This window comes from Hyunsoonleella rubra (genome assembly GCF_042684665.1).
Taxonomy (GTDB): domain Bacteria; phylum Bacteroidota; class Bacteroidia; order Flavobacteriales; family Flavobacteriaceae; genus Jejuia; species Jejuia rubra.
The window spans coordinates 253,963-269,038 of sequence record NZ_JBHULY010000016.1; the positions used below are offsets into that span (position 1 = coordinate 253,963).

The 15,076-nt window shown below is 38.3% G+C and carries 12 protein-coding genes; 4 read left to right on the forward strand and 8 right to left on the reverse strand.

Annotated elements, in window-relative coordinates:
• Position 1: 1 nt before the first annotated feature.
• Positions 2–1,039: a cytochrome d ubiquinol oxidase subunit II gene (locus ACFSR8_RS09460; protein ID WP_380291374.1), complete on the forward strand. Its 1,038-nt coding sequence runs from the start codon at positions 2–4 to the stop codon at positions 1,037–1,039.
• On the opposite strand, the gene ACFSR8_RS09465 is transcribed toward ACFSR8_RS09460, so the two are convergent.
• Both ACFSR8_RS09465 and ACFSR8_RS09470 read right to left on the reverse strand, forming a co-directional pair.
• Positions 1,036–1,704 carry an HAD family hydrolase gene (locus ACFSR8_RS09465; RefSeq protein WP_380291376.1) on the reverse strand — a complete coding sequence of 223 codons (669 nt, stop codon included), beginning with the start codon at positions 1,702–1,704 and terminating at the stop codon, positions 1,036–1,038. The two genes, ACFSR8_RS09460 and ACFSR8_RS09465, sit on opposite strands and share 4 nt — an antisense overlap.
• Positions 1,688–2,656 carry an ATP-grasp domain-containing protein gene (locus ACFSR8_RS09470; RefSeq protein ID WP_380291378.1) on the reverse strand — a complete coding sequence of 323 codons (969 nt, stop codon included), beginning with the start codon at positions 2,654–2,656 and terminating at the stop codon, positions 1,688–1,690. The genes ACFSR8_RS09465 and ACFSR8_RS09470 overlap by 17 nt, the downstream gene beginning before the upstream one ends.
• Positions 2,657–3,258: 602 nt before the next feature.
• Here ACFSR8_RS09470 and ACFSR8_RS09475 point away from each other — a divergent pair.
• The gene (locus ACFSR8_RS09475) at positions 3,259–4,029 is read left to right on the forward strand and encodes a LuxR C-terminal-related transcriptional regulator (protein WP_380291380.1); all 771 of its coding nucleotides are present in this window, start codon (positions 3,259–3,261) and stop codon (positions 4,027–4,029) included.
• A 7-nt stretch (positions 4,030–4,036) separates the two neighbouring features.
• Positions 4,037–4,810, forward strand: a complete 774-nt coding sequence (locus ACFSR8_RS09480; protein ID WP_380291382.1) for a LuxR C-terminal-related transcriptional regulator — start codon at positions 4,037–4,039, stop codon at positions 4,808–4,810.
• On the opposite strand, the gene ACFSR8_RS09485 is transcribed toward ACFSR8_RS09480, so the two are convergent.
• From ACFSR8_RS09485 to ACFSR8_RS09510, 6 genes are all read right to left on the reverse strand, one after another.
• Positions 4,803–5,582: an alpha/beta fold hydrolase gene (locus tag ACFSR8_RS09485; RefSeq protein WP_380291384.1), complete on the reverse strand. Its 780-nt coding sequence runs from the start codon at positions 5,580–5,582 to the stop codon at positions 4,803–4,805. The two genes, ACFSR8_RS09480 and ACFSR8_RS09485, sit on opposite strands and share 8 nt — an antisense overlap.
• A gap of 103 nt (positions 5,583–5,685) precedes the next feature.
• The gene (locus tag ACFSR8_RS09490) at positions 5,686–7,920 is read right to left on the reverse strand and encodes a TonB-dependent receptor (RefSeq protein ID WP_380291386.1); all 2,235 of its coding nucleotides are present in this window, start codon (positions 7,918–7,920) and stop codon (positions 5,686–5,688) included.
• Positions 7,921–8,050: 130 nt separating this feature from the next.
• On the reverse strand, positions 8,051–8,515 hold the full coding sequence (locus tag ACFSR8_RS09495) for a hypothetical protein (RefSeq protein ID WP_380291388.1): 465 nt from the start codon (positions 8,513–8,515) through the stop codon (positions 8,051–8,053).
• Positions 8,508–11,633 carry a non-ribosomal peptide synthetase gene (locus ACFSR8_RS09500; protein WP_380291390.1) on the reverse strand — a complete coding sequence of 1,042 codons (3,126 nt, stop codon included), beginning with the start codon at positions 11,631–11,633 and terminating at the stop codon, positions 8,508–8,510. The genes ACFSR8_RS09495 and ACFSR8_RS09500 overlap by 8 nt, the downstream gene beginning before the upstream one ends.
• A gap of 14 nt (positions 11,634–11,647) precedes the next feature.
• On the reverse strand, positions 11,648–11,887 hold the full coding sequence (locus tag ACFSR8_RS09505) for an acyl carrier protein (protein ID WP_380291392.1): 240 nt from the start codon (positions 11,885–11,887) through the stop codon (positions 11,648–11,650).
• Between the two features lies 1 nt (position 11,888).
• Positions 11,889–13,451 (reverse strand): amino acid adenylation domain-containing protein, encoded by a 1,563-nt coding sequence (locus ACFSR8_RS09510; RefSeq protein WP_380291394.1) that lies wholly within the window; start codon positions 13,449–13,451, stop codon positions 11,889–11,891.
• A gap of 391 nt (positions 13,452–13,842) precedes the next feature.
• On the opposite strand from ACFSR8_RS09510, the gene ACFSR8_RS09515 reads away from it, so the two are divergent.
• Positions 13,843–15,057, forward strand: a complete 1,215-nt coding sequence (locus tag ACFSR8_RS09515; protein WP_380291396.1) for a HupE/UreJ family protein — start codon at positions 13,843–13,845, stop codon at positions 15,055–15,057.
• Positions 15,058–15,076: the final 19 nt, after the last annotated feature.

Below are 15,076 nucleotides of genomic sequence, written 5' to 3' on the forward strand. Positions count from 1 at the left end.
CATGCTGTACGTAGTGCTTTTTTTTCTTATGGTGTCCTTACTCCTGTACGTACTTCTAGCGGGAGCGGATTTTGGTGCAGGCATCATCGAACTAGTATCCTCGAAGAAAAGTAAATCAATCACCAAGAAAACCGTTTATCGTGTTATCGGTCCCGTTTGGGAGGCCAATCATATTTGGATTATAATTATTGTGGTGATTTTGTGGGTTGGATTCCCTGAGTTTTATAATGTTTTGGTCATTTATTTACACATTCCGCTCACTCTTGTATTATTGGGTATTACCTTGAGAGGTGTCTCTTTTGTATTCCGCCATTACGATGCTTTTAAAGATAGAACCCATGTGCTTTATGATTGGATGTTTAGGGTTTCAAGTTTAGTTACTCCTTTTTTCCTAGGAATGACATTTGGTGCGAGCGTTTCAGGTAAAATTAATATCACAAACGACTATTCCAATTTAAGCTTTTTTGAAACTTTTGTAGTGTCATGGCTCAATGGGTTTTCAGTTTTTGTTGGTCTCTTCTTTGCCTCTTTATGCGCTTTTTTGGCGGCCGTACTATTGATAGGTGAAGCTGAAGATGCCGAACGTAAACTTTATGTTCGAAAAGCACAAATAGCCAATGTTGTGGTTATAATTATGGGGTTTTTAGTTTTAAGCATTGGTTTCGTTAACGATATAACTTTCGTAACGGATTTTGTAAACAACCCATTTGCCGTTGGCTTGGTGGCACTTTCTGCAATTTTGATACTGCCTTTAACACGTAGCATTAAAAACGCCAAGAAAGTCAAAAGTCGAACTTTAGCGGGAATGCAAGTTGTTTTGATCCTATTAGCTGCTTTAGGCTCCCACTACCCCAACCTTTTGATGACTTCGGGTTCGGAAATTAGTATTTTGGACGCCACAACTACTGATAGCGTCATTAATGTACTGGGCATTTCTTTAATCATCGGCGGAGCCATCATATTGCCGGGACTCTTTCACTTATTTAAATCCTTTAAATTGATTAAGGTGCTGGATAAAGATAATTCGGAAGAAAGCTAATCTAAAATCTTGATGATATCCTTAAAATCTTTTAAGGTGAACGTTGGCAGGTAAGCTCTATCCAGTCCAAAATCCTGCTTATGGATATTATCGCCATTATCTAATATACAAACTGATGTCCAACCCAATCTGTTTGGAGAAAGAAAATCTTTTGAAACATTGTCGCCAATATAAAAATACTGCCCTGTTCCGAATGTCTTTTCAAAATGCAGAAAGTTATTTTCATTGGGTTTTTCACTACCGAATTCTTCGGAAATAACTATTTCATCAAAATATTCGTCAAGTCCCAAGGCTTTAATTTTACTTCGTTGTTGCTTGGAGCGCCCGTCTGTCAAAAGCCCAATTTTTATACCTTTATTTTTAAGGAATTCTAAAACCAATTTTCTTTCGTCCGACAATTTAATATTGGGGTTATGGTTTCTGTAAAGGTGAAGCAACTCCTCTTTTGTTGCTTTTGTAACGTAACTGTTCAGTATTTCTACAAAAACGTTGGATTTGCTATGGTACAAACGCATCATTTCTTCAAAAATTGAAATGGAATCGCTATCGGAATCTTTGCTGATGAATTGGGCAATTTCTAAAAAAGCAGACTTTAGATAATCCAACTCGTTATAGAGTGTATCATCCAAATCAAAAATAACAATAGGTTTAGGCTTTGTGTCCATGCACTAAAACTTCTGCGTCGTAGCGAAGCATTAATAGGTCTTCTTCCCAATTCTGGAATTTTTCGACGGACTTGTCACATAAGTATTCCTCAATAATCCATTTGGGGAAATTCCCTCCTGCCAAATAAGTCAGTGGATAACCTCCTCCAAAACGCGCATTGATTTCTATCCCTCGGATATCATCGTTTTCTTTGTTCTTGAAGAATTGAAACGTAATACATCCCCTCGCCCCTTCAAGTTTGGTCAATTTAGAATTGATATAATCGTAAACCGCGTCTTTTTTGGTGATGCCTTTGCTTACCTCGCCACCGCGTACCTCAATTCGCTTTCTTGGCACGGCACATTTCAAATCCCCGTTTTTGTCATAGTACAAATCGCAGGTGTATTCCTCGTAAATATCGTGGTCTAAGTATTCGAAAAACAAAAATCTATCTTCCGAAAAGTGCTTTTCACTAAAATCACTTTCCTTTTTAATAATGAAATTATCTATGCTTCGGCTACCGTTGAAAGGTTTTATATAGACAGGAAGTTTGTAATTATCCTTAGTGTAAATCCTTCCCACGGGAATATCAAGCTTATCAAAAAACTTTTCGGTGTTCACCTTATTATCAGAAACCTGAATTAACGCTTCATCTGAAACCATCAGTGTAATGCCCTTGTCATCAAACAGAGACTTACTTTTCGCCATTACCGATAACTCAGTATCCAAAGTAGGTATTACAAGTTTCACTTCATTTTGAACACATATATCCAACAGCATCGGAATATAATCAGGATCAGTAATCCTGCATATATCAAAAGCTTTATCCACAATTTGTGCAGCAGCCGACAGATCTGTTCTTAGGTCCGCAACAAAAACTTTGGCTCCCGGAAAAATATAAGACAACTCGCTTTGAAAGGCTTTAACCAGCGACACTCTTCTCCCTGCTGAAGTGATTAATATATTATTCATTTGATTTGGTTTCGATCTACTTTTGATAAAAACATTACAATAGATCACAGCAATTCGTGCGTCAAATATACATATTTTGCTAGCACAAAAGGTCTTTATTTCTTTATTCTACAGATTTACCTTACTGAATTACAAAAACTTCAATTTGAGCCTTTAATTTTTGAAGATTTGCTCAAATTGAATCTTTTACGGTACATATTTTTTTATTACGGCTATCAAAAAAAGAAATTTTTAGACCAAAAAAGTGCCTGTGCCCACAAAAGACCACAGACACTTTTGAATTCTCCCTAAGAACTAATTAATAACTGTTGTAAAACTAGGGGCAAACTTCATATGAGTCAATACCCAATTCTAGGTATTTTTTGGCGTTTTTTTGGAAATAGGCACTACAGACCTCTCAAAAACATCTAAAAATACTTACAAACAACCAAAACCAGGATGAAAAAATTCATAAGAAGGAAAAATTGCAAATGCAAGGGTACTAAAAATTGTTATTGTCATTTTTTTTTGACATCTTGGGGAATGAAGTGATTGAAACTTTCTTTTTCTGATTAAAAAAGGGTTGTAAAATCACTGGATTAATAGCTATTGACTCTCGAAGAATGAATGAAAATGCGCGTAAGGTGACCCGCGTTTGGGAAACGGAGAACAAGATTTTAAACCCTAGTAAAAAAGAAGTTCTTCTCGATGTTGTTGAACAAGTGGCCTCTCTATTTTCAGCCGGTCCTTTTTACTACTATATCATCAATTTTGAAGACGTTTCCATGGACTACGTCCATGAGGGCATTAAAGATGTTCTTGGCATTCAACCAGAGGCGTTTAATGTGGATAAGCTTTTCGAAATTATGCACCCCGATGATTTGGAGGTCATGCATCAAAAAGAAGGGATTGCCACACATTTTTTGCTCAATCAAATTTCTGTCGAAAATATTCCCGATTATAAAGTGGTGTACCTTATGCGCCTAAGGCATACCAGTGGCATTTATAAAACCATCCTTCACCAAACTAAAGCACTTGTGATGTCCCATGATGGCAAAATTCAGAAGGTATTGGGTATTCATACAGATATGACCCATTTAAACATGCCTTTTGACAACAAGGTGTCTTTTTTAAGCCAAAAACTACCTTCGGTACATTACAAATACACCAAAAGCAACTATGTATTGCGTCAACATTATGAAACGGAGTACACCAAGCGCGAAACGGAGATATTAGAACTTTTGAGTCAAGGTAAAACGGCACAGGATATTAGCGGGGAACTATCTATTTCACTATTAACGGTGAATACCCATAAACGGAATATCCTAAGAAAATCAGGAGCCATCAATACCAGTCAGCTTGTTGCGAAAGCCATTCGAGAGGGCATTATCTAAATGATTTATGAGAAAGGCACATATTAAGAAGGTATTTGATGTTTGGGGTGCGGTTATGCAGAATATTGAACCAGCAGACTCGAAACTGGTATTGGAAATTGTTGACAACATTGCGTCGATGTTTGCTGCAGGAAACTTTTATTATTATGTACTAAATTTCGCTACTTATAAAATTGATTATGTTAGTGAGGGTACCCAGACCGTACTTGGTATTCCTCCAAGTCAATTTACACTGGAAAAAATCTTTACTCTTTTTCATCCAGAGGATTTAGCCGACTTACATAGGAAAGAACGGGCTTCGGTCAATTTTAAGATGAGAAAAATTGATGCAAAAGACATTACTAAATATAAATCAGTATATCTATTTAGGTTTATGGCGGCTGATGGGACCTATAAAACCATTCTTCACCAGTCTAAAGCGATAAATGTTTCTAAAGATGGTAAGGTGCAACAGGTCATTGGCGTACATACTGATGTAACCCATCTAGATTTGCCCATTGACCATAAAGTTTCATTTATAGGGGATAGATTACCGAATTACCATTATAACGAAGCCAAGGATAGTTTTGACTTAATAGAAGAAAACAAAATACCTTTTACCAATAGAGAACTAGGAATATTGAAAGCAATCGTAAAAGGAAATTCTACAAACAGCATAGCCTCTCAGCTTAATATATCTACGAACACGATTTATACGCACAAGAAAAATATCTTGAAAAAATCAGGGTGCAAAAACACTTCAGAAGTTATTGCTAAATGCCTTAGGGAAGGGATTATTTAAACACTTCATTAGCTATTCTACTAAGCGTTGCTTCAAACTGAAGGGGCTGCTCTAAACTTGGGTAATGTCCGCAATCCTTAAACTCAATCAATTCACAGTGCCCTGCCGAGGCATCTACTACGTGGTTTAAATAATCACGGTTAATTGTTGGGTCCTGTAAACCGGCAATGATATATTTTGGTATTGTCAAGTTGGTAAATATCTCATATTCATTTAAAAGTCTTTCGTTGGCAACATCAACCCCCAGTGCCGTCCTTACTTTTGGGTGAGCCTTTTTAAAATTCTCCACTACAATCGGGGCATTTAACTTATCAAATACCGCTATATTGGCCGCTTCCTTAATCTCATTATCTGGCGGGTTTTCCGTGAAAAAGGTTTGCAAGGCGGGCTCTGGCAAAAAGGCTTCTTCAAAATTTAAAGGTTTTTTTAATGGAGGGGTTCCAAAAATCACCAAGCCTTTTAGCTTATCTTTAATGCGTGGCGCCAATTCAATAGCAATATGACCTCCCAAAGAATTGCCAACCAATACAATGTCTTCATCAATATTTTGAATGAGGTCGTATAGCTGGTCTAAGTAAGACCCCATAAAGAAATTCTCTTCTCTATTATAACCATTTAAACTACTTCCATGTCCCGGTAAATCCACAGCCAACATGGAGCGCATTATCTTTTTTGAATTTAAAATATGCTGAAAAACGTTAGAAGAAGACGAGTTGCCATGAATAAAAATAATTATGCCATCCCTCTCCCCGTGGATAAAAGTATGCTTCATTGAAATATTTTTTTAGAAATATACCGAATATTCCAGTTAAACCATTGATTTTATTTTAATGAAGCATACTCAATTTATAGATATTCTTAAAACATCCTGAAAGTTAGAATCTTACAGATACTTTCCCTCTTAAAAAGAAAGGCGCACCGGGTGTAAAATGGATTTCCTCCACCGAATCTGCCTCTCCCATCAACCTACTTTCGGTGGCAAACTGGGTTTCGTTCCAATCCACATCAAACAAGTTCTCTACAATTAATCCGAACGTCCAATTCTTGCATGAATAGTTAATATTAAAATCCGTGACAAAATAGCCCTCAGCAACAATAGAATTATCTTCATTTGCAGGACGGTCTTTAATATAGCGGTAATTGATGCTTCCAGAGAATTTGCCCAACTCCTTAAAACTAAAGCCACCTGCTGAGGTTAAATCAGGTGCTAAGGGAATATAATCCTGTCCACTCGGCTCTTCCGTACTTCTGGCATGTGCATAATTCACATCTGCATTAAAATAAAGCCAATCCGCAATTTGATATCTTAAGCCAAAATCGATACCCATTCGTCTTGTTTTTCCGCTGGGCTCAACAATACCGGCATCCCCTACGTACACAAATTCCTGTTGCAAAAACAGAGCCCATAAGGCGGCATTTACTACTAACCTATCCGTTGGCTTAAGTATAGTTCCTAAATCCGCACCAAAAGAGGCAGGTAAAATTTCCTCTCCACTCTGGGCAACCACCACTCTACTGTCATTAGAATGGTACCCAAAACCGGTTTTCAAAAATAATTGTGTCTTTGGCGAAGCCGCATAAATAACGTTGAGCTTGGGGCTAACTATGGCCTTATCTTCACTTTTACTGTCATAAGCGGTCGACAACAGATCTTCGTAATCAAAATTGAAGTAATCCAAACGAATGCCCGGATTTAATGTCCATTTATTGCATTTGTAATTCAAATCCGCAAATGCAAAACCATTGGCTTCGTCCACGTTGCCATAAGCTAATCGTTCCAAAAGGTCTTTTCTGTTTGCGGTGCGGGATAATTGGTTTTCATTAACATCATCATAACGAAATCCAACACCGACCCGATATTTCAATTGCTTGTCGTGATCCGCCAAATGAAAGGATTTTTCATAAACACTTTTCGCCCCAATAATGGTTCTGTCTTCATACTGACGAATCTGATCTCCATTTACAGGATCCTCCAAAAGAAAGGTAAAATTTGAAAACAATTCAAAATCATATTGTGAAACGTACGCCGATGATGTTAAGCTAGAATGCTCATCAAAATGCTTGATGTGATTCATCCAAATATTGGTTCTGCTAGTATTACCACCCTCAGTATCATCAATGGCTCCAAATCGTCCTATCAAACCTTGATCCACGGCGCGTTGCGGAATCTGCCCCGAAGCATCCCACTTACTTTGAAAGTGTGACAATGACAGGTTGAATTCCTGATCCTTAAAGTTGTTGTAATTATAACGCCCCATGATATTTAAACGGTTGAAATTCTGTGGCGAATCGAAGACTCCGTCCGTTAAGTTCAGCTCACTGGCAACATAGGCATTACTATTTTCGCCGTCCCAAATCTTGAGCATGCTCATAGCACGAACCGTGTTAAATTGTCCGGCTTCAACGGAAATTAGGTTTTTATCGATTTTCTTTTTAGTGACGATATCTACATAGCCTGCGGTATTGAAATTTCCTTTGTCAGCATAATAAGAACCCTTTCCAAAATCTAAATTTTCAATGGTTTCGGGAATGATAAAGTGCATATCGGCATAACCTTGCCCATGCGCGTGGGATACCATGTTTACCGGCATACCGTCCACATCAATCGCGATATCGGTACCATGATCAATATCAAATCCCCTTAGGAAAATCTGCTCGGCTTTACCGCCACCGGCATGCTGACCAATAAACAATCCCGGAATTTTACGAAGGATTTCCTGCGAGGTTTTTACGGGAGTTGTTTTTAAATCCACGTTCACAAAACTACTCAGCACATTTACTTTGGAAACAATGAGTACTTGGTCTAAAGATGCCGCAGATATTTCAAGAATTATGTTTGCGGTACTATCCAAATGCGACTCGTCTATGATGAGTTCGTAATTTTCAAATCCCAGTTGATAGAAATAAACAACATCTCCCACCGAAATGTCGTCGAGTTCAAAATAACCGGAAACATTGGTATAGGTGTAAGCTCCCGTATTTTTATTGTAAACCCCTACACCTTGAAGGGGCTTTTCGTTTTCTGCTGAAATTACCGTGCCGTTAAGCTCGTGGGCATAAGTACATAATCCCACGGCAAGCAACAGCACTGTTAGGATATTTTTTAACATAGCATTGGTTATTAATTTCTTTTGAAAGGGCTAAAATCAGCCTCCCAAAAGAGTTGGTTTATAAAATTTTTTTGAGTTGATAACATCGAGATTGTTGCGTAATTTTCATTTTTACACAACACTTTTCTTATCAAGTAAATTGAGGGGGTTGGAATTTTCCGTCTGGATATCCATTTCGGATATGCTGAAGTTTAAATAAAAAATGATGCTGAATGTGTTGGGCCGAAAAAAATGATTGCCCTTTATACATCAACTTTGTCCGTATATGCTTGTCTATTTTTTGGAACACTATTTTAGGCTCATCCCTATCATCATCCGTATCAGAGGCTTTCAATATTTTTTGAAGCGTTTCCAAAAAAGTATGCTGATGGGTTTCGTCATTCTTTAATTTATGATTGGTGTGGTCCGCATGATTTGCACGCTCAGCACTTGTATGCGAGATAACGTTTTCGGGCATTTCCAACTGATGCGCTAAAATATGCAACACTTTGCTCACTTCAGTATGAGACGGCCCAAATACATAGCACATGCTCATCGCAATGGCAACAATCTTTATGGCGAACGGCTTTAAGCCATTTTGGGCGGTGCTATTCATTTAACAGGTCCATGATGGTTTTTTCAATATTTTGCGAATAGGCTTCGATAGTGGGGTAATTAAAAACGTCGGTTACCGGCACATCCAATTCCAGCATGGCCTTTAGCCTGGAGGTGATAGAAATGGCATTGAGGGAATTGCCCCCAATTCTAAAGAAATTTTCGTTGATGCCGATGCTTTCCATCCCAAGTACTTCTTTCCAAGCTTCCCAAACCAATTCCTCTATTTCATTTTGTGGCTCCGTTTTAGTATCCACCTTCGCAACCTTATCTTTGGCTTCAAGTTTTGGCAGTTTTTTCCTGTTTACTTTTCCGCTGGACAAAAACTCGAAATGCTCTAAATGTTTATAAAATTGAGGGACCATATATTGAGGCAATCGTATGCCAAGTGCTTCTACTATTTTTGCATCCTCAAGAGCATCACCAAGGTAATAGGCCACCAAGTTTTCATTTGCATCAACCATAACCACAGCTTGGGCAATCGCCTCTATCTTTTCCAGATTCTTTTCTATTTCACCCAGCTCAATACGTAGGCCCCGCAATTTAATCTGGTTATCTACCCTGCCGCGATATTCTATTACTCCATCCGCCCTGTAGCGCGCCAAATCTCCTGTTTTATACATTTTTGCACCGGGGACTTCAGAAAAAATATCGTCGATAAACCTTTCCTCCGTAAGCTCTTTTCTATTCAAATAGCCATTAGCTACTTGTATACCGGCAATATGCAATTCTCCCATAGTGCCAATTGGCAAAGGGTTTAGGTTTTTATCTAAAATATGGAGTTGGGTATTGGAAACAGGAGTGCCTATTGGAATGCCCGCATGAAGGGTTTCCCGCCTGCAATGCCAATACGAAACCTCAACCGAGGCCTCCGTTGGCCCGTAAAGGTTATAGATTTCAACATTTAATTTTTCATACGTATGTTCTACGACCGAAACCGACAGCGCTTCCCCGCTACAAAATACTGTTTTTAAGCTTGTACAATCTTCGGAACCTTCAGCTTGAACAAACACATTTAACATGGATGGCACAAAGTGAATAACCGTAATGTTGTTTTGCTTTATGGTATTTTGAAGATGTTCAGGATTTGTGTGCCCATCAGGGATTTCAACCACTAACTTGGCACCAGTTTGCAACGGCCAAAATAGCTCAGGCAAAGACACGTCAAAAGTAATTGGTGTTTTTTGAATCAAAGTATCGCGATGATTAATAGGCTGATAACCCTGCATCCAATTCAAGCGGTTACAGATGCCCTTATGGTGGCACATGACGCCTTTGGGCTCACCTGTACTTCCGGAGGTATAAATAACGTAAGCCAAATCGTTTGGATGACTGTCAACGTCAACTGAAGATGTGCTTAGCGAAGATATTTCATCGTTAATTTCTGCCACATCATAACCCTCAACATCATTTAAAATCGCACTATCTATATGGTCGTGGTTATAAAATAAAATTTTGGCCTTGGCATCTTTAAGAATGAATTTTAATCGCTCGGAAGGTGTGGAAATATCAATTGGCAAGTACGCACCGCCTGTCTTTAAAATCCCGTATATACATACCATCATTTCAAGAGACCTCTCAAGGCTGATAGCGACGATATCACCTCTTTTGATGCCTTTTTGAATTAAAAATTGAGCTACTTGATTGGACTTTTCATCCAAGGATTTATAGGACAGGGGTTCCTCCTTAAAAACCAGTGCCACGTTATCCGGAGTTTTTTGAACTTGGTTTTCGAATTTTGAAAGTAACGTATCTCCCTCAGGATAATCTACAGTTGTATTATTCCAAGATTTTATTTTTGAGATCTCTGTATCCGTAATCAAACTGACGGTATCGATATTTTGACCAGAATCCTCAACAATGGCGTCCAACATTTTAAGAAAATGCTGAGGCACCAATTCTTGCCCATTACTATCAAACTGATTGGTATTCAAATCAAAATACAACTGCAATTGGTCTGTATTATCAAAATCATGAACGTGCAAACGCATATGGTGTCTGGGATCATGATGTCCGGTGTGTACCCAATTGGTTTTTACCCCAGCACCGTTAAAGCTTGGATTTTTATTATTGATATAATTGAAAAACACATTAAAACTGCGACTTAAATCTGCTGTGGATACACTGCCTTGGGCATGTTTAATAAAGTTGTTGCTTTCCAATTGTACCTTTTTAAACAGGGACATAAAGGTTTCGTTCTCCTCTACTTCTACAAGCAAAGGGAAGGTTTCGATAAAGAGGCCGACGGTATTTTTCAGGGCTTTGGTCCCTCTGTTGTTTATGGGGGATCCTATAGTTAACCTGTTCTGCCCCGAAACACGGTATATATAAGCGTAAAGTACCGTCAGGAAAATATTATACAATGTTAAATCCAACGTCCATCCTCTTATGCCTTTTTGGTTTGCCAAGGCATTGATTTTACGGGTACGGGCCTCACCGAGGCTGACAGAAACCCGTTTTGATGCCGTATCCAAATGGGAAGTTTTGGTATAATACAAAGACGGTATTTCTGGGAAATCCTTTAATTTTTCAACCCAAAAACTAGCATGTTTTTGGCGATGTTCTCCTGCCTCGCCTTCATTGCTATTGAGCACATATTCCTGAAAAGAGGGCAGTGCTTCAGCATCTTTGAGTCCGTTTTGCAATGCTTTGGCGTAACACTCCGACATTTTAGTAAAAACAAGCGAAGTGCTCCATCCATCAGAAATTAAATGATGCTGATTGAGGTACCAAATATAGCGGGCATCGGATATTTTAATGAGCACGGTATCGAAGGCACATTTCTCTAAATCGAACATTTTCACAGACCGTTCTTTTATCCATATTTCATATACTGCCTTGGGGTCTGTTTCTTTTGAAAAATCCTCTAAATCCATTTCATAATCTACCTCCATCAAAAATTCCTGAACGGGCGTATCATCTTTATATTTGAATACAGACCGAAGCGCATCACAAGTCTCCACTACTTTTTGAAAGGCCTCCTTAAAGTGGGGCAAAGAAATTTCATCTTGAATCTCATAGGTCATCACCATGTTGTAAAGCGGTAGCCCGGGATTAAGTTCCTGACCTATCCACAATAGCTTTTGGCTTGGCGTTAATGGTGAATAATTCCTATGCATTTAGTTTCAAATTTTTAAACTTTTTTGCTTGAAATAAAACTGCTGATATCTTCAACAGTCATAAAATTTTCGATTATCATTTCTTCCGGATCTACTTTGATTTCAAATGTTTCCTCTACATAGGCAATCAACCTTACCATGGCCATGGAATCTAAAATACCACTGCCCAGCAAGTCGTCACTGGCATCCAATCCGTCTTCAATATCTTCACCAGCTAATTCCTGCTCTATGTAGTTTATTATGGTTTGCTCCATATTATATTTTTGAAATAATGTTTTCTATTTCCCTTCTATTTATCTTTCCCGAACTGGTTCTTGGAAAGGATTTTAATAGCAACACCTCACCAGGAACGGCATATAACGGCAGGTGTTTTTTACAGTGAGATTTCAGATCTGCGCCTGTTATATTTGATGTTTCATCCACCAAAACTGTGGCAACAAGCTCTTTTTCACCGCTGCCATCTATCAAAATAACTGCCACTTCAATAACGGCATCATGCTTTGCTAATGTATTTTCTATTTCGTCAATCTCAATACGAAAGCCTCTAAATTTAATCTGTCTGTCCTTTCTTCCTAAAAACAGGATTTCGCCTTTCCTATTCACCTTCACCAAATCTCCTGTTCTATAATACCTATGTTCAAATCCTGGGGCAATTTCTTCTTTATAAAATGAGGCCTCTGTGAGTGCTAAATTGTTCCAATATCCTTTCATAACCGTGGCCGACCTTATTACAAGAAGCCCCTCCTCTCCTTTGTCAACCTCGTTATCCGCTTCATCTAAAATTTTATATTCCGTATTTTTCCAAGTGAAACCTATCGGAATTGGCTCATCACCTTCGGGAGGTTCGGACAAATTATAGTAGGTGCATTGGTTGGTTTCCGTAGGCCCATAAATATTGCTAAACTGCGCTTGAGGCCAGTGTTGCATTAAAGTGCGAAGTTGTTTCGTTGCAAAAACCTCCCCAGCAAACAATACCCAGCGCAAACTTGTGAAATCCTTGTTTTCGATACCTCCTTTGTGCAACAATTCAATCAAAAGCAACGGCACGGAATACCAAATGGTCACTTTTTCCTTTACCGTCATATCTGCCAAACTCATTGGAAACTTTAAATGGGCATCGGAAATAATCACGGTCGTAGCTCCCGCCAATGGTGCGGCGCAATATCCTAAAATGGACACATCAAAATGCAATGGCGCAGAGTTTGCTACAATATCATCCGATTTAAAATCGTATAAGTCCACCACCAATTTTGAAAACGCCAGCCCGCTATCATGGGTATGCATAATACCCTTTGGTGCACCGGTACTTCCGGAAGTATATAGAATGTAGGCCAGATCCTCAGCTAAAATGTTGACTGGCACGTATTTTTCCAAAGACTGCTTGAAAAGGGTTTCCCAACTTATGGTTTTTATTGCATCTATTTCAGATACGCCTATGATGGATTCCAAACCAATATCTGCATCCAAAAGCTTTTTGATTTTCTTGGCCTGCTTTGGAGTGGTCACCAAATGTTTTATCCCACAGTCGTTTACCAAAAACTTTATGCGTTCATTGGGTACAAATGGGTCAATTGGCACATAGGCCGCCCCAGATTTTAAAATACCGTAAATAGCGATTGAAGTTTCCAAACAGCGGTGCAAAAATATGCCAACGCGGTCGCCCTTCTTAACACCTAGGTAAGCTAAATGTTGGGCAAGTTGGCTGGTTTTAATATCTAAATCCCTGTAAGTTATGGATTCATTTAGATATCTAAACGCCACCTTTGAAGGGAATTCTTTTGCAGAATTCTCTACGATTTGGACCAAATTATAAATCAATTTTTCTTCTTTTATTAGGCCCTAAAACCTAATAGTTTAGCAATATTCTCAATATCTATCAGGTCTTAAAGCTATAATTTCCTTTAGAAAAGATACACATTTCGTTTTATTTTGTTTCAATTAACCTCAATAATTACTACTGAGCAAAAACAATCGTTGGGAAACTTTTTAAATCGATTAAGTTTGATTTTTTTAGCATTTACCCCTACATTACTTACAATTGTCCTACAATTTCACACTTTAACGAGTAAACTATACATCATATATCGAATATTGATAGTTTTCATCTTTTTATTAATATTATTGAAAAAAAATCACTAAAACTGATTTTACCCTATTAATTTCTTTCCTGAGAATCAAAATAAAGGTAGAATCTACAAAAAAGAAAAATATGAAAACCCTGCTAACCAAGACTCTTGTTGCCTTATTTTTACTATTATCCGCTACTGCTTTTGCGCATTTGCCTAATCAAAGTTACCTCTATTTAAGGATTTATGAAGATAAGGGTATTGAAGGCCGATATGAAATAAATGTTAGGGAGCTAAACGATATTTTCAATTTAAACCTGCCCAAAAATGCAACACCAGAGGATGTTGCGCCCTACGCCGCTCAAATTCAGGCGTACATTCTTAAAAATGCGGGGTTTAGTTCTGATTTTGGGAAGCATGATATCAATTTTACTGAAATAGGAGACATTTGGATCAGCACCGGTAATTTTATGCAATTTTATTTTAACCTGAGCAATATGAAGACCCTTCCGGAGGATTTGAATATCTACTATAATATTGCCTTTGAGGAGGACGATGAGCACAAAGGGTTTGTTGTGGTGGAATACAATTGGAAAGCGGGCGTGATAAACGAAGAAGCCAACATCGTTATGGATTTTGGTCCGGAAGATACCGAAGGTGTCCTCGACTTGAGCGATTCGCACACCATGACAGGGTTTATTGCCATGATAAAACAAGGTGTTTGGCACATTTGGATTGGCATTGACCACATCCTCTTTTTACTGGCCCTAATTTTACCCGCCGTAGTTCGGAGAAAAGACAACACAATTTTCGGGTGGGAACCCGTAATGACCTTTAAATCGGCATTTATTTACATCATAAAAGTCGTATCGTTTTTTACTATTGCCCATACTATCACGCTTACTTTGGCCTCGTTGCAATTGGTCAACCTGCCGTCCCGATTAGTAGAATCTATCATCGCATTTTCCATTGCATTGGCTGCCTACCATAATATCAAACCAATATTTAAGATGAAGGACTGGGTTATTGCCTTTATTTTTGGCCTGTTCCACGGGTTTGGGTTTGCAACGGTTTTAGGCGATTTAGGATTATCCAATGAATTTTTAACGCTCTCACTTTTAGGGTTTAATATTGGTGTTGAAATAGGACAGCTGATTATTATCGCCATTATTTTTCCCATATTGTATTTTATCAGAAAGCTTAAACTGTATCCAAAATTTATCTTTTATACCTCCATAATATTGATAGTGGTGTCATTACTTTGGTGCTATGAACGCGTGTTTGACGACAATCTGATGTTTGACGATTACATAAGAATATACGGTTTTAAATTTGCGCAGTGGCTTGGTTTAAAATAATTACATAACTTAACGGAAA